Below are 20,868 nucleotides of genomic sequence, written 5' to 3'. Positions count from 1 at the left end.
CGGAAATGCTGTACTTAGCGCGAAGCCCTGTAAGTGACTGATGTTTGCAAATTAGCTAGAGCGATATTGTAATTCAAAATAGCTGTGACTCGATTACCTTCTGCTGTTGTCAGGTCATTTTCAGCATCAATCACCTCTGTTTGAGTGCCCACACCAGCTTGGAACCTCAGCCTTGCTAAATTTAGAGCTTCTCTGGCTTGATTTAAAGCCACACTGGAAGTTTGCACATTATTTAAATTGGATTGCAATTGAAAGTAGTACTGTTCTACATTAAAGCGAATTTGGTCGCGCTGGCTAGCAAATTGAGTCTCGGCGATCGCAATATTCGCTTTCGATTGAGCCGCACTCGCTCTTGCTGCGCCCCCATCAAACAAAGTTAGACTTCCTTGAATTGCTGCTGAATAGCCATCAGTAACGCTGACGCCATCATTATACCGATCTAGCAGGTTGTAGTTGGCTGCCAAACTAATTTGCGGCCCTAGCTGTGAAAGCGCCTGTCGTCGCTGTTGCTCGTAAATATTACGTTGTGCCAAATACTGTGGCAATTCTGGACGATTTTGAAACGCTTGGATAATAGTTTCTTCCAGTGTTGGCTGCCAAATACCTGCTAATTGTACAGGATCTGCGGCAGTGATATCAACTGACTGCGACAAACTTAACAGAGTTGCAAGCTGACGACGGGCAATTCGCTGCTGTGAAATCGCATTAGTCAGGAGTTGTTGGAAATTTGCTAAATTTACCTGAGCTTGCAGCACATCGAACTGCGTACCGACTCCAGCATCTAGTCGAGCTTGAGTATCCCGCAAACTAGCCTGGGCATTCACCACAGCAGACCGATTAATTCTGACTTGTTCATCGGCTTGTTGCAAACTGTAGTATTGAGTGGTGGCATTCAACCTAATTGTCAAAGACTGAGTTTCAACATTAAATTCATCTACACGTAGTTGTTCTTCAGCTGCTTGGATTGCCGCTTGTCGATTCCCGGAGGTATAGAGGTTATAATTCAGTTGTGCTGAACCATTGAAAGAACTCCTGCCTTGAGATTGACTGCTACTAAAACCATTCCCACTGTTAGTCACACTACCGTTGATTCCCAGAGTCGGAAATAAGGCAGCTTGAGACTGACGTAGGGCTGAACGACTGCGTTCTAGTTGCAATATGGCTACCTGTAAATCTCGATTGTTGCGTTGTACTAGTTCCAAAGCTTGTGCCAAACTGATTGACACAGTTTTCTGAATCTTCACTTCCTCCGGTTTGGTAGGAAATTGCAGAGGATTGGGATTGGGGTTGAGATAATCGGGAGCCTGTACAGAGCTTGAGGAATTCTGCGGTTTGAGGGGAGTTGCTGCATCTGCTAAAGTGGGAGCGATGCCTGATGGCAATGCTACGGCCAACGCGAGGCTAACCCAGGTAGAATGCACGAAGACTAAGCTAAAATTCATAAGATAGATGTAGTCATTAATCGGGCTTCTTTGAGGATACAATCAAAAGTTTTCATCCTGATTGCCCTGACAATGGTTTAAATTTTAAATTCCCCCTCAAAGGGTTGATGTTAACAAATTAACCTACAATCAAACCATCCTGAACTCGAATAATCCTTTGAGTTTGAGCAGCAATATCTGGCTCATGAGTGACAATCACAATCGTGATTCCTTGGTCATTAAGTTCTGTCAGCAAACTCATCACCTCACGGGAAGTTTCAGTATCTAAAGCTCCTGTTGGCTCATCTGCCAAAACTAACGCCGGTCGGTTAACCAAAGCGCGAGCGATCGCTACCCGTTGTTGTTGTCCGCCAGACAGCTGACTCGGACGGTTAGCGATGCGTTCCCCTAGTCCTACCTTTTCCAAGGCTTCTAATGCCCTTTCACGGCGTTTTGACTTAGGTAAATTAGCGTAAACCATTGGTAACATAACGTTTTCCAAAGCTGTCGCCCGCGCCAATAGGTTAAATTGTTGGAAAACAAAACCTATCCTTTGGTTACGGATATAAGCTAATTCATCATCATCAAAAGTCGTCAAGTTTCTGCCTTCAAAAATATAGTCTCCAGTTGTGGGACGATCCAGACATCCCAAAATATTCATCAGCGTCGATTTACCCGAACCTGACGCACCCATAATAGAGACATATTCCCCCTCCTCAATAGAGAGTTCAATTCCCTTGAGTATTGGAACACTAACTTCTCCCAAATAATAGGTTTTGGTAATAGATTCCATCCAAATCATTGTTGTCATATAAATTACGAATTACGAATTACGAATTACGAATTATTTAGTCACTACGTAAAGCGGTGATTGGATCTAATTTGGATGCGTTCTGTGCTGGAATCACCCCAGCGATTAAGCCAACCGTTAACGACAGTCCAAAACCAGCAATGATCGATAAGAAAGAAATGACAAACGGAAATTTGAAAATGTTTGCAGCTGCAAAGGCTAATAAAACGCCAGTCGCCATGCCAATACATCCGCCGACAATGGAAATCACGATCGCTTCGGCTAAAAATTGATTAAGTATTGCCGAATTAGTGGCTCCTACGGCTTTGCGAATCCCGATTTCTCGCGTCCGCTCAACCACGGAAACTAGCATAATATTGGCAATACCAATTCCACCAACCACCAGGGAAATTCCCGCGATCGCTACCACCATTACTGTAAATAAACCCACAATACTAGTGAAGGTACTAACAATATCAGCTTGATTAGTCAGCCGAAAATCATCAGCTTGTGGCGGATAAATGTTGTGACGCAACCGTAAGAGATTGGTGACTTGAAACTGAGCGGCTTCTAACTGCTCCTGATTCGCGCCTTTGACTAAAATTCCATTTACAGAAACGCCTACCAGGGCATTGTTACCAACCAGTCTCTTCGACATACTAGTTAGAGGGATGAAAATCTGGTCATCTCGATCCATCGGGCCTTGAGCGCCTTTAGGCTCCATCACCCCAATTACTTCATAAGCCTCTCCCTGAATCCGAATTCGCTCACCGATCGGATTTACACCCTGTCCAAAAAGTGTGGTTTGGACTGTGGGGCCAAGAATAGCCAGCTGTGCGGCAATATCTAATTCTTCTTGAGTAAAATATCTTCCTTGCTGAGGGTGAGTATTTCTGACTTCTGGGTAGTTTAAATCTGTGCCATAAATGGTTGTTGAAGTGTTCTGTCCTGCATATACAACTTGGGCGCTGCGTTGGAGATAAGCAGAAACCATCTGTGCTGATGGCGCTTGTGTAGCGATCGCCTTAGCATCTTCCCAAGTCAAGGTGCTGCTAGAACCTACCCCTTGACGGACATTCCCACTTCTTGCCGCACCCGCCAAAATTTGGATAACATCTGTACCCAATGCTTGTATCTGTTGCTCAACTCCCTTTTGCACTCCCTGACCAACAGAAGTAATGGCAATAACTGAGGAAATCCCAATAATCACACCCAACATAGTTAGACCCGTGCGTAATTTATTACTCCACAGAGTCTCTGCCGCCATTGTCAAGATTTCCAGCAACGGTACTGTGCGGGTATTTTTAACTTTGTAAAAGCCCTTAAATATCTTAAACATAAAGTTTTATTTAAAGAAGAATGGAGAATTCAGAATTCAGAATCAATTAGTGGGAGAATTAAACCCACATATTTATCTGCAAGTCGGACTCGAATTCATACTGAATTCTCACTCCTGACTCCCGAATTATTTGTTGTTAAATAAAATGCAAAACTTCATCTTGTCTCTAGCCTCCCTCTCCTTTATAAGGAGAGGGATTGAGGGTGAGGTAAGTCCCGGACATAAATTGTATGTTATTTAATTCTTATTCCTAAGGCGAACCACCGCCTGAACGACCTCCACCGCCACCGCCACCGCCACCGCCACCTCCGCCTGCTCCTCCTCCTAGACCCGGAAAAACTCCTCCTCTCGGTGTTGATTGCGGACGTGACCCTGCTGGGAAACTGAGCAATACCCTTTCGTTTCCTGTCAATCCAGACTTAACTTCGGTAAAGTTATTCACGGTAACGCCAGTCTCGATGGGAGTAAACACAGGTTTGTTATTCTTTCCTGCCACAAACACACCCGTAGCATTTTGTTGGCGCACTACTGAGGCCGTTGGCACTACTAAAACATTTTCAACTTGACCGACTTGAAAATCTACTTCCGCATTCATCCCAGACCGCAGTAGCATTTGAGGATCTGAAAGTGATACTCTCACTTCAAAACTGGTGACGTTTTGCGTTACTACTGCTTGGGCAGCAATTTGGCTGACTTTACCTTCAAAGGTTTTTCCTGGGTAGGCATCTGCTTTAATCGAGACTTTTTGACCAAGGCGGATTTTGGAAATATTTGTTTCCGCTAAACTTGCGACAACTTCATTTGTGGAAGCTAGAGACAAGATTGAAGAAGAAGAAGAAGAAGCTACTTCACTACTGGCAGTTGTAGGTGTCACGAAAGCGCCTGGATCGGCAAACTTCTTTGTCACCACACCATTAAAAGGGGCGCGAATGATCGTGTCATTGATTTGGGCTTGGATGTTTTGCAGCGAACCACGAGCAGATGTTACCTGGGCGCGGGCTGCGTCAATATCTTCTTGGCGCGTTCCGGCTTTCAGAAGTGCCAAAGCTTGCTGTCTCTGTTTCACCACAGCTTGTGCTTGCCCGATGTCTTCTGAACGTGACCCGGCTTTTTGCAACGCTAGTGCTTGCTGTGCTTCATTTACTTGGGCTTGGGCAGTGTCACGACTGGAACGGTTTTGGTTAAGAGTCTGAAGGGAAATACCGCCTGCATTGTAAAGTTGCTGATTACGAACAAAATTATCTTCTGCTTGGCGAAGGGCGGCTTGAGCGCTTTGCAACCGTGCCTGTGCTTGGCCAATATCTTGAGAGCGATTGCCTGTTTGTACCTTTTGTAGATTCGCCTGGGCTTCGTCTAATACTCCCTGTGCTTGAGCAATATCTTGAGGACGATTGCCTGCGATCGCTTTTTGCAAATTCGCGTCGGCTTGTGCCAATTGTCCTTGAGCTGAGGTGAGTTGCCCCCGCAGGTTGGAATCATCCATGTAAGCGACAATCTGCCCTTGTTTGACGAGATCTCCTTCCTTTGCCAACAGGCTTTTCAGGATGCCGGAGTTTTTCGGGCTGAGGTTGATTGACCGTTCAGGCTTCACTGTTCCGTTCGCTGAAACTGTGATTGTTAAACTCTGCCTTTCTACAGGCTTTGTCAGCACCCGGCGTCTGGCTTCTTGACGTGAAACAACCGTTACTTGGTAATAAACGGCATAGCCAATTCCACCCAATAGGCAAAGAGCAATTAGCCAAGAGAGCCAATTACGCCTGACCTTTTTTTTCTTTACCTCTGGAACCAAAACTGATGAATCTACGGGGTTTAATGTATCAATTTTCATATCGACTTTTTTATCTATAAAGAACGGCTACCGAGTCAGTTATTCATGCCTAAACCTATGCGTGGTAGCCCTATACTGACAATTTCTTGAGTTTTTAGTGTTTTCACAAAAAAGAATTCAGGAGCGGAGCGTCTGGAGTCTCCCCAAGTAGAGCAAGTGGCGTCAACTTGTGTTCAGAATTAAGCATGAATTGGAGTCCGACTGGCTCCTGAATAAAGGGTGAAAAACTATACTAAATTCAAGATTTAGTGGTCAACTCTCGTAGTGACGGGTCTGAATACCCAAGGAATTACATTCTGAATTCTGACTTCTTATTTAAAAAAGGTGTATGTTGATTAGCGATGGTCTCTCAGCAGGAATTACGTAGCCAGGAGCATAAAATTCCTGCTGTGGCCCAATAATAACCCCGTCGGGAAGTCTGGAATAACCATTACGAAGTCTAACTACGTCTCTAGCAGAAATAATTCTCCCATTAGCCAATCTGAGATCACCATTACGAAGTCTGGCTGCTCTGCTATTGTATTGGTTGTCGCGGTTCCAATTGCTCCTGTCTCCAACGTTTCTAACTTCTCCAGTATTGGTTCTGCCGTCGCGGTTCCAATTGCTCCTGTCTCCAACGTTTCTAACTTCTCCAGTATTGGTTCTGCCGTCGCGGTTCCAATTGCCCCTGTCTCCAACGTTTCTAACTTCTCCAGTATTGGTTCTGCCGTCGCGGTTCCAATTGCCCCTATTTGCGCGAGTTCTGACTTCTCCAGAATTGTTTCTGCCGTCACGATTTGAATTGCCCCTGTCTCCAACGTTTCTGACTTCTCCAGTATTGGTTCTGCCGTCGCGATTCCAATCTCGATCGCCTTCAACGGTCTGGGCATTTGCAGGTGCAGTCAAGAGAATGGGAGCAATGATCAGGGCAGCAGCAGCTAAGACTATTGATAGGCGGTTTGGTTTCAGCATGGAATTGACTCCTTGTTTAGATTAAAGTTCTATTCTTTCTGCTTAGGTTCGGATTCAGCAATTTAGACAGTTGCTTTTGTTTTGGCATCAAAATGTCTAATATTTACGTAATCGTATAATTTCATACATCCTAATTATGGCTTAAAAATTCCAGACTGATGTATAACCAAAGTCACTAGTAATTCCAGACTGATGTATGACTAAAGTCACTAATTTTCTTTCTAATGGCGAGTAGGGCTAAATCCCCGCTACAAAAATTAATTCTGTTAGCACCGTGTCATTACGAATTACGAATTATTCTAATCCTGGCTTGGTGCAATTCCTTGCCAAACAATATCCACAAGACTCAGGATAAATACTGATACTTCCGTGGTAGGATGTCCAAAATTTAAGTAAGTTCCTATTGCTAATTGGGCAGTTGGCATACTGACTTGGGACGACATCTGTTCTAAGAAAACGTAGTTCATCACCGATCCGACTAAGATATGAGCCACTGTCTGGGGATCGCAAGGGCGAAGGCGATTTTGGTTGATCTCACGCTCTAAGAAAGCAGTCAGTATTTTGACATCTAGCATCGGTCTTGGCTCTTTACCTCCAAGTTCTGGCATCGCATTGCCTCGCGATCGCAGCATCATTATCTGAGGTAGCACCTCACGATAGAATTCCATAATCTGAAGACAGATATTGATCAGGTTTTCTTTAAGATCGCCTTTGCCACAAAGAGATTCCAACTCGTTCACCCAGAGGGGTTTTTCTGGAATTCCCATCGCCGCAAAAAATAACTCTTCTTTCGTTGAGAATCGCTTGAAAATTGAAGCTTCAGAAATACCAGCCTGTTGAGCAATTTCTAAGGTTGAAGCACCAAATCCTTGTTGTAGGAAAACTTGACGAGCTGCTTCTAAGATTTGCTGATTGGTGATTCTGGGTGTACGAGCCATAAATCAATTCAAAATTCAAAATTCAAAATTCAAAATTAAAGACAGACAGACACTTCGGGGTGGGGTTTCTACCTACCTTGGGAAACAATGATTCTTTCGGCCACGCTCAGGGCATCGCAAGGGGTGAGGTTTTAAACCTCGCTTCTTTTTATAAATAAGTAAGTGGATACTTATTAATATATTGCCTTTGCGATCGGGATGTCAAGAACTAATCACGTAAGATTTTGCTACCGTCAAGAGCGGAGATCGTTTAAGCTAGCTGAAAGATTCTTTGATTAGTGGCTTAAAGGCGGTAGTGTGCCTAAATATGTTCGTTTGATTTCTTTTCTAATGGTTTGTAGTTTGTGCAGTATGCCAAAAGCCGCTAACGCGCAGGCATTAATCCCCCATACATTGCAACTAGATGCGACAAAGTTAGAGAAGCAGGGGTTGAGCTTGGCACAAGAGGCGGCTCAACTAGCTCAGTTTCAACAGATTGATTTAGCTTTGCCACGAGCGCGGTTGGCTAGTCAGCTGGCTCCGAAGAATGATAAGGTGTGGTTGCTGTTAGGTGGATTGCAACTGCAAACTAAAGAGTTTGATGGGGCGATCGCTAGCCTGAAAAAAGCGCAATCTATCAACCCTAAAAATGGTGATATTTTGTTTGCTTTGGGTTCAGCGAATTTTCAGCAGAAAAATTATCAGGCTGCTGTTGTCAATTACCAAAATGGTTTGAAGTTAAAACCCAACGATCCAGAGGGGTTATTTGATTTGGGTAATGCTTATTATTTGCTGGGTAAATTGCCAGATGCGATCGCGCAGTATGATAAAGCCGTCTCCCAAGATAAAAAATTCTGGCCAGCGATCAACAATATTGGCTTAATCAACTACGAACAGGGTAATATCCCCGAAGCAATTAAGCGATGGCAATCTGCTGTAATTATTGATAAGCAAGCCGCAGAACCCTTATTGGCCTTGGCAGTGGCACTGTATACTAAAGGCGATCGCCAACAAGCACTAACCTTCGGAGAAGCAGCACTCCGCATCGATCCGCGCTATGCTAGTTTGGATTTCCTCAAAGAAAATCTCTGGGGCGATCGCCTCCTGTCTGATACGAAAAAATTCCTAGAATTACCCCGTATTCAAGCAGCCCTACAGCAACGAGAAAACTCATCATCAGCCCCAGGAAAACAGCCTACGCAATAGGAGTGGGGAGTGGGGAGTAGGGAGTGGGGAGTAGGGGGAAGAGGTAATTTTTCATTTTTCCAACTCCCCATTCCCCATTCCCCATTCCCCATTCCCCATTCCCCATTCCCCATTCCCCATTCCCCATTCCCCATTCCCCATTCCCCATTCCCCATTCCCCACTTGCCTAACAATACCTTTTCATAGTACATATATACTAACTAAATACAGGAACTAGTCGCCCAAAAACATTGGCGGGCGAATATTCCTGAAATAAGTCGTTAATTCTCAGTGGTCGTCTGGGGGCAGAAGTGCAATGATTTGGTCAACAAACTGTTGATGGTCAACAACTGGCTTAGAAATGTAGCCATCAGCGCCGCTTTGCTTGAGAAAGTTCTCGCGATCGCCTTCCATAGCATGTGCCGTTACCAAAATAACAGGTAATTTTGCTGTTTTTGGATCAGATTTTAACATTTGTGTAATCTTGATTCCATCAACAGACTTACCTTGATAAACACTTCTAGACAGAGAAACATCCATCAAAATCAGGTCTGCTTCTCCTGATTGGGCAATTTTTATGACTTCTTCGACATTTTCAGTGTGTTTCACACCCAAGCCGCCACGCTTGGACAAAATTTTGGAAAAAACACGAGCATTAATTAGATCGTCTTCGACAATTAAGACAGTTTTCATGAGAATTTTAGTTATAGAGGTGAGAGGATTCAAGAATTCCAGAATTCCAAATTAAGAAATGCAATCATGATCATAAGGAGTCAGAAGAGAGAATTCAGAATTCAGAATTCAGAATTCAGAATATCCCAGCAGTCAAGTCAGGGCGAAGAGTCACGGAAAGAATTTAATATCACGCGCGTTTAAAATCGCTTGCTCTAAACCTCTGTTATACATCCAGTACTTCGACCCTTCGGCAGGCTCAAGGCAGGCAAAGCTCAGTAACCATCGCACAGAATCCATTCTGGCTCCTGAATTCTGACTCCTGAATTCTGAATTCTTCTTCGGTAAGTATCATGGCTACTAAGTTTATGTAGATTATAGTCGTCTGCATCCTTTTTAATAGTCAATGTACATCCTCGTTATCAAGGATGATACTACTGCTTTTTATTCTATGGCTATCAAAATTTTGTTATGAATCCTATTTGATCCGTTATGCTGTGGTTGCCGCAGTGTTGAGTTCCATCGGCTTTTGTGTAGTTAAATTTCAGGGAAAAAACTCATGGCAAAACAGTTAAACCTGCTCTCAACGGGACAGGTAATTACAACAGCCCTGCACACTGAGATGCAACGGTCTTATCTAGAATATGCCATGAGCGTGATTGTCGGGCGAGCGCTACCAGACGTGCGTGATGGCTTAAAACCAGTGCATCGGCGCATTCTGTATGCAATGCACGAACTTGGTTTAGTACCAGATAGACCTTATCGAAAATGTGCGCGTGTAGTGGGTGATGTGTTGGGTAAATACCATCCCCACGGCGACCAATCAGTTTACGATGCCTTAGTGAGGCTAGTGCAGGATTTTTCTAGCCGCTATCCTTTACTAGCAGGACACGGTAACTTTGGCAGCGTCGATAATGACCCGCCAGCAGCGATGCGCTACACAGAAACGCGCCTTGCACCGATCAGTCATGAGGGAATGCTGACAGAAATTGGCGAAGAAACTGTAGAATTTGTCGGGAACTTCGATAATTCCCAGCAAGAACCAACGGTGCTACCTGCTCAATTGCCGTTTCTGTTGCTTAATGGCTGTTCTGGGATTGCCGTGGGAATGGCGACAAATGTACCACCGCACAACTTGGGGGAAGTTGTCGATGGGTTAATTGCCTTAATCGATAACCCAGATTTGTCAGATGAAAAGTTATTCGAGTTAATTCCAGGGCCAGACTTTCCCACTGGTGGGGAAATAATTGGTCAGGCGGGAATTCGGGAAGCATACACCACAGGTAAAGGTGGGATTCTGCTGCGGGGAGTTGCAACTCTGGAGGAGATTCCAGCCAGTAGAGGAAGCAAGCGCCGGACGGCAATTATCATTACAGAATTGCCTTATCAAGTGAATAAGGCGGGCTGGATTGAGAAGGTAGCGGACTTAGTAAATCAAGGTCGTTTGCAAGGAATTTCTGATCTTCGGGATGAGAGCGATCGCGAAGGGATGCGGGTGGTAATTGAACTCAAGCGCGATACCAATCCCCAAGAAATTCTCCAGAATTTATATCACCAAACTGCTTTACAAATGACTTTTGGGGCAATTCTCCTAGCGATAGTGGATGGACAACCCCGCCAATTAAGTTTGCGTCAAGTGTTGCAGGAGTTTTTGAGTTTCCGAGAACAGACGCTGAACCGTCGCTACAATTACGAGTTGGGGAAGGCTCAAAGTCGTGTGCATTTGGTAGAAGGTTTGCTGAAAGCGCTGTCTAATTTGGATGAGGTAATTGAAATTTTGCGCCAAGCTGCTGATGGAAGTACGGCAAAAATTAACCTTTGTAGCCAACTAGATTTGAGTGAGGTACAAGGAGATGCAATTCTGGCTATGCCGTTACGCCGCCTCACCAGTTTAGAAAAGCAAAATTTGCAGCAGGAATTTGAGCAGATAAGTCAACAAATTAGCTTATTGGAGCAATTACTCAACGATCGCCGGGAATTACTCAAGGCGCTGAAAAAAGATTTGCGATCGCTCAAGCGCAAGTACAATGATCCCCGGCGGACGAAAATAGGAGAGGAGCAGAAGTCTAAGGCAGAGGATCAGAAGAACAGAGGAGCAGAAGATGATGAAGACAATCCAAAATCCAAAATCCAAAATCCAAAATTAGAACAGCCAGCAGAGTCAGCGATTTTAGAATTTACCCAACGGGGTTATGTCCGTCGCACCCAGCCATCTGGGAAAAAGTCAAAAGCTGAAAATGGTCTGCATGATAATGACTTCATTATCCAAACTGTGTTGACCAATACCGAGAAAGACTTGCTAATACTAACCGGTGGCGGCAAAGTCTATCCTGTGAACGTGGGAGAAATTCCCCCAACTAGTGGACGTTCTCCACGGGGAAAACCTTTGATTACTATGCTCAGTAGTACTGCTCAAGCTGCTCAAGAAGCTGTGGTCAGCCGCTTTTTGCTGCCGGAAAATCTCGAAACTAGCCAAATGATTCTCGTAACAAAACAGGGAAGAATTAAGCGTCTATCTCTGGAAGAATTTACTAACTTGACTCGGCGCGGAATCACGATTTTGAAGCTCAAAGACGATGATGAATTGTCATTTACCCACTTCACCACTCCAGGGGAGCATCTGATTTTAGCTAGTTCCGGTGGGCGATTGTTGCGCTTTGCAGTCAATGATGAACAATTACCGATTATGGGTCGCGCAGCGATGGGTTTACAAGCATTTCGGTTATTGAAAAATCAGCAAATGGTTGGCTGTGCCACTGTCGGTAAAGATGACCAACTGCTGCTAGTTACTCAAGAAGGATATGCCAAGCGGATAGCTGCGAGTCAGTTAAGAGCGGCTAATCGCGGCGATTTAGGCACGCAAGCGCTGAAATTTGCCAGCAAAACTGACAACTTAGCTGGTATGGTCATAGCGATGCCAACTCTTGGAGACGCTACGCGAACGGCGGGCTACGCCAACGCATCTGGCGAGATCGCTTTAGTGACGAATAAAGAACGGGTAGTGCGAATACCTGTGGAAACAGTGCCGCTCTTAGGTAAAGATGTCAAAGGTGAAAGCATCCTCCAACTTAGCCGCGATGAAAAAATCATCACCGTCGCCGAAGTGCGATCGTAAATTATGTCGGGCTGATCTCGTTCCCAGTCTCCGACTGGGAATGCCTTCCAAGAGGGCTGCCGCCTCACGAATTGGCGGCAGAAAATATTGGGATGGTGCTTACTAAATCGCTGGATTTAGATCCCCGACTTCTTGAAGAAGTCGGGGATCTGGACGGATCGGGACAGTATTTTTAACTCCAATATCTCCATTAATTATCAATAATTTTCATTTAAAAATCACAAACTCTATATAAAATCAACCAATACAAACAAAATATTTGACAATTAATCTCAATAAATATAGGATTGTCAATGATGTTAAAAGTCTAGATAACATTTCTTCTACCTCAGTAAATCTCACTGAAGGCCGATGTTCTAATCTGTATAAATAGCTATTACTATTTATGTCAAGGTATGGAAACAAAAGTATAAAAAATGTTGCCTTTCTAAAAATATTTGTTATATTAGTTTATATAAGGCAATAAACCTTAAGAATTAAATTTGGAGTCCTAGCCATGACAAATGTAAGCACAACAAAAGTTACAACTCCCGTAATTGAAGATCGCAACGCTTGGCGTTGGGGCTTTACCCCACAAGCAGAAATTTGGAACGGTCGCTTGGCAATGATTGGCTTTTCAGCAGCCATTTTGGTTGAACTTTTTTCTGGTCAAGGCTTCCTGCATTTTTGGGGCATCCTATAAGTTTTAATATCTAAGATGACCTATAAATAAAAAAACCTGGAGTGCTAATTCACTACCAGGTTTTTTATTATTTTGCCATTAGTCAGTTGTCATTTGTCCTTTGTTTATTTACTAATGACCAATGATAAGCTGTTGCGTATTTAATTTGTATATTGGACGCGGGCTTTTCGGCCCGCACTACAATATTTTTGGGTTTTCATGTTATACAATTTAGCTGCACATCAACTTATCATGTCCGGGTGCTTACCCATAATAAAAGAACCCCACCCCCAACCCCTCCCCGCAGGCGGGGAGGGGAGCTAAAGCGCAGCTTTGGCGGGGTGCGGTTCCGGGTATTATGCTTAATTACCTGGACATGATATGACTAATGACAAATGACTCTTGATTAGCGAATATATTCCTTGAGAACGCTGTTACGATTTGGATGGCGTAACTTGCGGAGTGCTTTCGCCTCAATTTGACGAATCCGTTCGCGGGTGACATTGAAAATCTGGCCGATTTCCTCAAGAGTTTTCATCCGACCATCATCCAAGCCGTAACGCAGTCTGAGAACATCGCGTTCACGAGGACTAAGACTATCGAGGACTTTTTCAAGGTCTTCGCGCAGCAGATTTTTGGAAACTTGGTCTTCTGGTGTCTCACCATCGGATTCAATAAAATCGCCTAATCGAGAATCTTCTTCTTTACCAATGGGCGTTTCTAGTGAAATCGGTAACTGGGCGGATTTAGCAATAAACCGCAACTTCTCAATGGTCATTTCCATGCGAGTGGCGATTTCTTCTTCAGTGGGTTTGCGACCCATTTCTTGAGATAGCAGCTTGGTAGTTTTCTTAATCCGAGAGATGGTTTCGTAAAGGTGAACTGGAAGGCGAATCGTGCGAGATTGATCGGCGATCGCGCGGGTAATTGCTTGACGAATCCACCATGTAGCGTATGTAGAGAACTTATAGCCTTTTTCGTGGTCAAACTTTTCAGCGGCACGAATCAAACCGAGACTGCCTTCCTGAATTAAGTCTTGGAACGACAAACCACGATTCATGTACTTCTTAGCAATTGAAACCACAAGACGGAGGTTAGATTGCACCATCTTGTCTTTCGCCCTGCGACCAACATGGAGGCGATAACGAAAGGCTGGTAGTGGAAGTTGTACTGCTTCTGCCCATTCACTATCACGAGGATCGCGATCTAACTGTTCACAGAGTCTTTCGCGTACCCTCTCTAATTCCAGCAAATCGGCTATTTTCCGCGCCAATTCGATTTCTTCGTCTGCCCGCAACAGCCGAATTCTACCAATTTCTTGCAAGTAAAGCCGAATTGAATCTTCGGTATAGTGCTTTTTCTTGCTTTGTGTCCGACGACGCGATTTAGCGGCTTTTCCAGACTTTGCGTCGTCCTCATCAGACTGAGGCTCTAAAAATTCCTCGTCACCTTCATCGATGATCAGCAAGTCCTCTTCATCGTCTATTAAGAGTTCTTCTAACTCGAGCTCAGGCTGATTTATTATTTCTAGGTCAGGCTGATATATGCTTTCGAGTACGTTGTTAGCCTGGTTCATGCCGCGTTCCTCATGCTCCTTGCAGAATCAATTACTCAAGATGTGTTTACTGCTCTTTTAAACGAGCTAGTTGTCAACCGAAAATAAGCTTTTTGGCAGATTTGCCAGAGATATTTTCGGACGTTTTGCACCTCCCGTCGGAGGGTTTTTACTTTAGTTTAAGCAATTACTAAAGGTGACTTCTTCACTTTAGTAAATGTTATATGTGTTGCTATCACATATTGCTTTCAACTAACTGGTCAAAAAAAGACTCGCCTCGATCAAAAAATTTGCCACTCTATACAAATGAGTTCAGACTGTTGGCAGATTTTCCTATAAAGACTCTTCCGATTGTAGCCTGTTTCACAGAAATTGCACTCTTTTTGTGTATTAATCATGAACTCCCACAGCAATTTTTAGCCACTATTACCAAAAAGACATTAAAAACGGGAGTTATACCCGGAAATTTTTTCTCCACTTTTCGGAATTGCAGTGACGCTCTGATTACATTACAAAGTAAGTACGCTTGCTTTTGCCGAATTTCATGTATTTTACACAACATTAATTACTGAGAAAGAGTGCATTGTATGTTAACTCAGACAATTCCTCTTAACCTACCCATTTTACATTTCCTTCATAAATTACGCATTCCTGAGATTAAAGTGGGTCTTGACCTTGGGTAAATACAACAAGGGTGGTGGTGCTTGCCTGAAAGCAGTTAACCTTCTGCGTACTAATTACCTGAACTGAGGAGTTGAGGCGGTGGCAGAATCGACCTGATAGCAGATCAATTTAGGTTTAACTAATTTGGTCTTATTCACACGTTAGCGCACTGTGGCGATTTCAGCCCTATGAAAGTTGACAAACTTTTCTTATTGTATACAAGGATATTTTAATCAATTCAAAAACAATTTGTGTTGGGAACTCACCAATTTAGTCTTATCTTAGGCAAAAGTACATTAGATACATACAATGCAATCGCGATCGCCACGAGATTATATGAAGATATTAACAAGTTTTCAGTCAGATGGTGTTGGCTCCCAGTAGGCATTATCTCGAATCAAGAGAACCCAGAAGATTGCCTGATGATTTGGTGACAACGGGTTTTTCCGTAATTTAACTGTAAACTTAAATACTTTTGTTTCCGTAATTTTTGGTCATCTTAATTATGAGAAATCCTCAAGATACTTATTAATTGCTGTTTGATAGATGATATTCAGTTATTTGCTTAAAGCATAACAAATGTGTTTCTAGCTGGTGGGCGAAATTATTCAGTGAGTCAGTGCAAAAAGTATTATCTAGACTAAATTTATAATAAAGTTGGTAGTTTTGCTAACATTAGAATATTGAATTTTTGTAAATTGTTGACAATAAGCAAATTATATGGTTTTTTGCTAAGTGAGAAATTTAGAATTTTTGCAGTTATGTAGCAATAAAAAAGATAATGGGTGAAAACGTATCACCCATTACCCATTACCAACTTGACAAATTATCAGGGCAGTGTTATACCGTTTTTTTGTGAAGCTGCATATAATTTACCCCCCGGCTACGCCGTCCCCCCTTGTTAAGGGGGGACTTATTATATGCGTCTTCATAAAGAATTGGTATTAGGGAATTGATATTAGATATCGAGATCGGTGAAGTTGAGTTTAGAACCATAGGTTTCGATGAATTCTCGTCTGGGTGCGACCCGATCGCCCATTAAAATTGTGAAGATGCGATCGGCTTCGGCGGCGTCCTCAATTTCGACTTGCTTCATTTTGCGGGTTTCTGGGTTCATTGTGGTGTCCCAGAGTTGTTGTGGCATCATTTCACCCAAACCTTTGAAGCGTTGGATGGTATAGTTGGCGTTAGCAGGAAATTTGGCGATCGCTTGATTTTTTTCGCGATCGCTATAGCAATATTCATGATTACGTCCCCGTTCTACTTTAAACAGTGGGGGACAAGCAATATAAATAAAGCCCTGTTCAATGAGCGCTCGTTGATATCGGTAGAAGAATGTTAACAACAATGTACGGATGTGCGCTCCATCTACGTCAGCGTCAGTCATGATGACTATGCGATGATAGCGCAGTTGGGTGGAATCGAATTCATCACCTTTGACACCTAAACCGAGTGCTGTAATTAACGATTGAACTTCGTTATTTTTATAGATTTTAGCGTCGTCGGTTTTTTCAATGTTGAGAATTTTACCACGTAGAGGCAAGATCGCTTGAGTGCGGCGATCGCGTCCTTGTTTCGCACTCCCCCCGGCTGAGTCGCCTTCCACGATGAATATCTCGGATTCGCTGGGGTCACGAGAACTACAATCTGCCAATTTCCCAGGTAATGGCGAAGATTCCAGCACAGATTTGCGCCGAACTAATTCCCGCGCGTGACGGGCTGCTTCTGCGGCTTTGAAAGCTTGGATAGCTTTATCTAAAATTGAGTCTGCGATCGCGGGATGAAATTCTAGGTACTCGGTGAGGACTTCTCCCACCAGAGAATCGACAATTCCCCGTACTTCGGTGTTACCGAGTTTGGTTTTGGTTTGTCCTTCAAATTCTGGGTCGGGGACTTTAACGGAAATAACGGCTGTCAAACCTTCGCGGACGTGTTCGCCACTGAGGTTAGGTTCATTCTCTTTAATTTTATTGCGCTTGCGAGCGATCGTATTTAATGTCCGAGTCAGAACCGCTTTCAACCCTTCTAAGTGCGTACCACCATCCACTGTGCGAATATTGTTGGCAAAACCCAGCACATTATCCGTGTAAGCATCAGTACACCATTGCAAGGAAACTTCCACTTGTACGTTGTTTCGTTCCCCCTGTACATAGATAATTTCTTCATGCAGGGGCTGCTTCTCACGATTCATGTAGGCGATATATTCTTTAATGCCACCCTTGTAATCGTAGGATTCTACCTTGGGTGTATCGCTTTTGAGTAATTCCAGACGGTGGTCAGTAAAGGTAATTTTGACACCAGCATTCAGATACGCCAATTCCCGTAGGCGACCTGATAAAGTGATGTAATCAAACTCAATGCTAACAGTGAATATTTGGGTATCTGGTTTAAAAGTAACAGAAGTTCCGGTTCTATCTTCTTTATAAGGCTTGACTTGCAGTTCAGTAACTGGGATACCTCGTTCATAGCGCTGGATATGAACTTTTTTATCTCGCCAAACTGTAACTTCTACAACCTCAGATAGGGCATTAACAACAGAAATACCAACCCCGTGCAATCCTCCAGAAACTTTGTAGCCACCGCCGCCAAACTTACCACCGGCGTGCAATACCGTCATCACGGTTTCCAAAGCCGATTTCCCGGTGCGCGAGTGAGTATCGATGGGAATACCGCGACCATCATCTGTTACAGTCACCGAACCATCAGCGTTGATATCCACTTCTATATGAGTGCAATAACCCGCCAAAGCCTCATCAATTGAATTGTCCACCACCTCGTAAACTAAATGGTGGAGTCCTCGCGGTCCAGTGGTACCGATGTACATTCCTGGTCTTTTGCGGACGGCTTCCAGACCTTCCAGAACTTGAATCTGATCGGCACTGTAACTGCTCGTCATGTAAACTCTCCTGATGTGTGGGGTTTAAGTCGCTAAAAGGCAAACAAAAGTAAAAACACTCCAAAATTTTAACACAAAAGCCTTGTTAGCGTCTGTAGGGCATTTTCAAGAGAAGTTTATACTGGGGTTGCAGTCCCGTGTCTGAGGGTCAAGGGAGCAGACGAGTAGGGTAAGTAGGGTAAGTAGGGAGAGAATAGCTTAGGAATAAGAATAAATAACATACAATTAATGTCCCTGGCTTACCTCACCCTCAATCCCTCTCCTTATAAAGGAGAGGGAAGCTAGATATAGGATGAACTTTTGCATTTTATTTAATCCACGTTCCTTAATGAATAATGACTAATGACTAATGACTAAATTGATTGTGATTTGTGGGGCGACAGCAACAGGTAAGTCGGGTTTAGCTTTGGCTTTGGCGATGCGTTTGGGTTCTATAATTCTCAGTGCTGATTCTCGTCAAGTTTACCGTGAGTTTGATATTGGAACGGCAAAACCAACTGTCGCTGAACAAAAATTGGTGCCGCACTATTTAATAGATATCTGCGATCCAACAAACATGATGACAGTAGCAGACTATCAACAACAAGCACAAGCCTTAATTAATTCTCCCCCATCTCCCTCATCTCCCTCATCTCCCTCATCTCCCTCATCTCCCCCACTTCTAATGGTTGGTGGTACGGGTTTATACATCCGTTCCATTGCCCAAGGGATGAAAATTCCTAGAGTTGCACCGCAGAAAGAATTGCGATCGCAACTTGAATCTCTTGGTCAATCTCAACTCTATGCAATGTTACAACAAGTTGATCCTGTTGCTGTACAAAAGATTCATGCTAATGACTCAGGGCGGACTCTAAGAGCATTAGAGGTATATTATGTCACTGGTTATCCGATTTCTGAACAGCAAGGGGAAAATCCACCAAATTATCCGATTTTGCAAATTGGTTTGGATTGCGATGTTGACAAGTTGGGCGCTCGTATTCAACAGCGTACTGAGCAAATGATCGCAAATGGTTTGGTTGCTGAGGTGGAGTATCTTTGTCAAAAATATGGCGCTGATTTGTCTTTGTTAAATACTTTGGGTTATCAAGAAATTAAGCAATATTTGGTTGGGGATATTTCTTTAGATGAAGCGAAAGAATTAACAATTTTGCATACACGGCAATTTGCCAAACGACAACGTACTTGGTTTCGAGCATATCCACAAATTGAATGGTTTGATGTCGATGATCCTGATTTATTAGAGAAGGTTTGGTATCGGATAAATGAGTTTATTAGTTGGACAATTTCGTGAGATTTTTTTTGCTCATGCAAAGACGCAAAGTTTTTTGCGTCTTGACAGCGAGTGTCTTATAAAGTGTCGGGATCTACGCCCATAGCCCGTAGCCTATCTGCTAGTAATTGGGTGCGTTGTTCTGCTTGTTCAGCACGTTGTCGTTCCTGTTCAGCACGTTGTCGTTCCTGTTCAGCATGTTGTCGTTCCTGTTCGGCGCGTTCATCTCCAGTCAGCAAAACAGTACCATCTTGGTAGCACCAGCGTAACCAAGTATCCTGTCTATCTTCAAATTTGCCTTCCCACAAAGTTACGCCTAAACCAACTTGTTCTAACCAAATTTCTGAAGTTTCAAAGTAGCGTGTTCCCCTAAGTTCATAAACGCGCAGGGCTTTTTCTCCTAATTGCTGATTTGGGTCATATACTATGTAGTAACTAGCCCGCATATGTTCATAAATTTTCAGCTTTTTGCCCAGTTCATCACCTTCTTTATTAGAGACAATTTCGAGGACGACTTCTGGAGGTTTGCCAAAACGCCAAACCATATAACAACGATTTTGTTTTTCCCACCAATTTTCAGGTATTTGAACATCGAAGCTGAGAAAAACGTCGGGTACAATTGCGGGTTGACCGTCTGTATGGTAAACTCCGACATTCGCTGCTGCTAAATAAGTCTGGCTTTGTAAAGAACTGTAAAGAGAGCCAACCAAAAGACGTTGTTGTTTTTCAGAAGCAAAATTGTCCACAGGCGTATCATCTTCAGTGATTAGCTGGTTGGCATCTGGCACATAGTAATCATCATTATTGATTAGAACTTCCTGAACCATGATTTTATCCAGTATTTGAGAGCGTTATTTCTAGGTTAATTGATTGGGGATGGAAGGGTGCATTCACTCAATATTTAATACTGAAAAATTCTGAGGAGTAGTCATCAATGGAATCTTTTTCAGAACTTGTGGAGCTTTCTGGGCTACTAAATGATTTCAGACAACCCTGGTTTGTAGCAGGTGGATGGGCGATAGACCTTTTTATAGGAGATGTAACTAGGGTACATAAAGATATAGAAATCGCAATATTTAGGAAAGATCAGAGCAGTCTGCGAGAATATTTATTTGGCTGGGAATTTACCAAGGTTGTTAATGGAAAAATGGAGCCTTGGAATGAAAACGAATGGCTAGAGTTACCGATACATGAAATTCATGCTTATGCTAAAAATACCTTATTCTCGGAACTAGAGATTCTCTTGGATGAGTCTTCACAGAGCGAGTGGAGGTTTCGCAGAAATCTTGATATTGCACGTCCATTATCAATGATTCGATTACGTTATGATATTGGTGTACCGTTCCTTGCTCCAGAAATTGTACTCTTATACAAAGCTAAGAATCCCAGGTCTAAGGACGAAGATGATTTTTATCGTGTATGCAGGTTACTTGATGAAGAACGTCAAGTTTGGCTTAAGCAAGCAATAACAGTGTGTCACCCTGGACATCATTGGCTTGCAGAACTTCATCCTAGTAGTCTATGTCATTAGTTTTGATGGGTTGGATAGATTCGTGAAAGTTTAATTCTCGCATCATCTATCCGAAAGCGCCAATTAACACAAAC

General features: G+C 43.3%; 17 protein-coding genes. 5 read left to right on the top strand and 12 right to left on the bottom strand.

All coding sequences use genetic code 11. The annotated features are described in order from the left end of the window. Nucleotides 1–14: 14 nt before the first annotated feature. From V7K27_RS00085 to V7K27_RS00060, 6 genes are all read right to left on the bottom strand, one after another. Complete coding sequence (locus V7K27_RS00085; protein WP_334943118.1) at nt 15–1,442, bottom strand: TolC family protein; 1,428 nt, start codon at nt 1,440–1,442, stop codon at nt 15–17. A gap of 118 nt (nt 1,443–1,560) precedes the next feature. Beyond that, a complete protein-coding gene (locus V7K27_RS00080; protein WP_334943116.1) occupies nt 1,561–2,232 on the bottom strand; it encodes an ABC transporter ATP-binding protein in 672 nt (223 codons plus the stop codon). Between the two features lie 37 nt (nt 2,233–2,269). Next, nucleotides 2,270–3,550 carry an ABC transporter permease gene (locus tag V7K27_RS00075; RefSeq protein ID WP_442947570.1) on the bottom strand — a complete coding sequence of 427 codons (1,281 nt, stop codon included), beginning with the start codon at nt 3,548–3,550 and terminating at the stop codon, nt 2,270–2,272. A 250-nt stretch (nt 3,551–3,800) separates the two neighbouring features. Next, complete coding sequence (locus V7K27_RS00070) at nt 3,801–5,378, bottom strand: efflux RND transporter periplasmic adaptor subunit (RefSeq protein ID WP_334943114.1); 1,578 nt, start codon at nt 5,376–5,378, stop codon at nt 3,801–3,803. Between the two features lie 315 nt (nt 5,379–5,693). Further along, nucleotides 5,694–6,329 (bottom strand): hypothetical protein, encoded by a 636-nt coding sequence (locus V7K27_RS00065; protein ID WP_334943112.1) that lies wholly within the window; start codon nt 6,327–6,329, stop codon nt 5,694–5,696. A 299-nt stretch (nt 6,330–6,628) separates the two neighbouring features. Next, nucleotides 6,629–7,267 (bottom strand): TetR/AcrR family transcriptional regulator, encoded by a 639-nt coding sequence (locus tag V7K27_RS00060; protein WP_334943111.1) that lies wholly within the window; start codon nt 7,265–7,267, stop codon nt 6,629–6,631. A 297-nt stretch (nt 7,268–7,564) separates the two neighbouring features. Between V7K27_RS00060 and V7K27_RS00055 the strand changes: the two genes are divergently transcribed. Next, nucleotides 7,565–8,452 (top strand): tetratricopeptide repeat protein, encoded by an 888-nt coding sequence (locus V7K27_RS00055; protein ID WP_334943109.1) that lies wholly within the window; start codon nt 7,565–7,567, stop codon nt 8,450–8,452. Here the strand turns inward: V7K27_RS00055 and V7K27_RS00050 are convergent. The 3 genes from V7K27_RS00050 to V7K27_RS00040 all read right to left on the bottom strand — a co-directional run bounded on the left by V7K27_RS00050 (nt 8,442) and on the right by V7K27_RS00040 (nt 9,510). Then, nucleotides 8,442–8,600: a hypothetical protein gene (locus V7K27_RS00050; RefSeq protein WP_334943108.1), complete on the bottom strand. Its 159-nt coding sequence runs from the start codon at nt 8,598–8,600 to the stop codon at nt 8,442–8,444. The two genes, V7K27_RS00055 and V7K27_RS00050, sit on opposite strands and share 11 nt — an antisense overlap. A gap of 119 nt (nt 8,601–8,719) precedes the next feature. Then, nucleotides 8,720–9,124 carry a response regulator gene (locus V7K27_RS00045; protein WP_334943106.1) on the bottom strand — a complete coding sequence of 135 codons (405 nt, stop codon included), beginning with the start codon at nt 9,122–9,124 and terminating at the stop codon, nt 8,720–8,722. Between the two features lie 254 nt (nt 9,125–9,378). After that, nucleotides 9,379–9,510, bottom strand: coding sequence for a hypothetical protein (locus V7K27_RS00040; protein WP_334943104.1), 132 nt, complete (start codon nt 9,508–9,510; stop codon nt 9,379–9,381). 152 nt (nt 9,511–9,662) lie between these two features. On the opposite strand from V7K27_RS00040, the gene gyrA reads away from it, so the two are divergent. Beyond that, on the top strand, nt 9,663–12,218 hold the full coding sequence (gene gyrA, locus V7K27_RS00035) for a DNA gyrase subunit A (protein WP_334943102.1): 2,556 nt from the start codon (nt 9,663–9,665) through the stop codon (nt 12,216–12,218). Between the two features lie 496 nt (nt 12,219–12,714). Then, a complete protein-coding gene (locus tag V7K27_RS00030; RefSeq protein WP_300414870.1) occupies nt 12,715–12,900 on the top strand; it encodes a chlorophyll a/b-binding protein in 186 nt (61 codons plus the stop codon). A gap of 385 nt (nt 12,901–13,285) precedes the next feature. Here V7K27_RS00030 and rpoD read toward each other — a convergent pair whose 3' ends face one another. Both rpoD and gyrB read right to left on the bottom strand, forming a co-directional pair. Next, a complete protein-coding gene (rpoD, locus tag V7K27_RS00025) occupies nt 13,286–14,455 on the bottom strand; it encodes an RNA polymerase sigma factor RpoD (protein ID WP_069073375.1) in 1,170 nt (389 codons plus the stop codon). Between the two features lie 1,600 nt (nt 14,456–16,055). Beyond that, nucleotides 16,056–17,993, bottom strand: coding sequence for a DNA topoisomerase (ATP-hydrolyzing) subunit B (gene gyrB, locus V7K27_RS00020; protein ID WP_292760938.1), 1,938 nt, complete (start codon nt 17,991–17,993; stop codon nt 16,056–16,058). Between the two features lie 349 nt (nt 17,994–18,342). Between gyrB and miaA the strand changes: the two genes are divergently transcribed. Next, nucleotides 18,343–19,284, top strand: coding sequence for a tRNA (adenosine(37)-N6)-dimethylallyltransferase MiaA (miaA, locus tag V7K27_RS00015; protein WP_334943100.1), 942 nt, complete (start codon nt 18,343–18,345; stop codon nt 19,282–19,284). A 56-nt stretch (nt 19,285–19,340) separates the two neighbouring features. Here the strand turns inward: miaA and V7K27_RS00010 are convergent, their stop codons facing one another. Then, entirely contained in the window at nt 19,341–20,090 is a 750-nt protein-coding gene (locus V7K27_RS00010; protein ID WP_334943098.1) for a Uma2 family endonuclease, read from the bottom strand. Nucleotides 20,091–20,197: 107 nt separating this feature from the next. Between V7K27_RS00010 and V7K27_RS00005 the strand changes: the two genes are divergently transcribed. Then, nucleotides 20,198–20,794, top strand: a complete 597-nt coding sequence (locus tag V7K27_RS00005) for a nucleotidyltransferase domain-containing protein (protein ID WP_334943096.1) — start codon at nt 20,198–20,200, stop codon at nt 20,792–20,794. The last annotated feature ends 74 nt before the right edge of the window (nt 20,795–20,868 follow it).

Source organism: Nostoc sp. (genome assembly GCF_036919575.1).
In the GTDB taxonomy this organism is placed as follows: domain Bacteria; phylum Cyanobacteriota; class Cyanobacteriia; order Cyanobacteriales; family Nostocaceae; genus Nostoc.
This window is presented reverse-complemented; position numbering and strand designations above follow the sequence as displayed.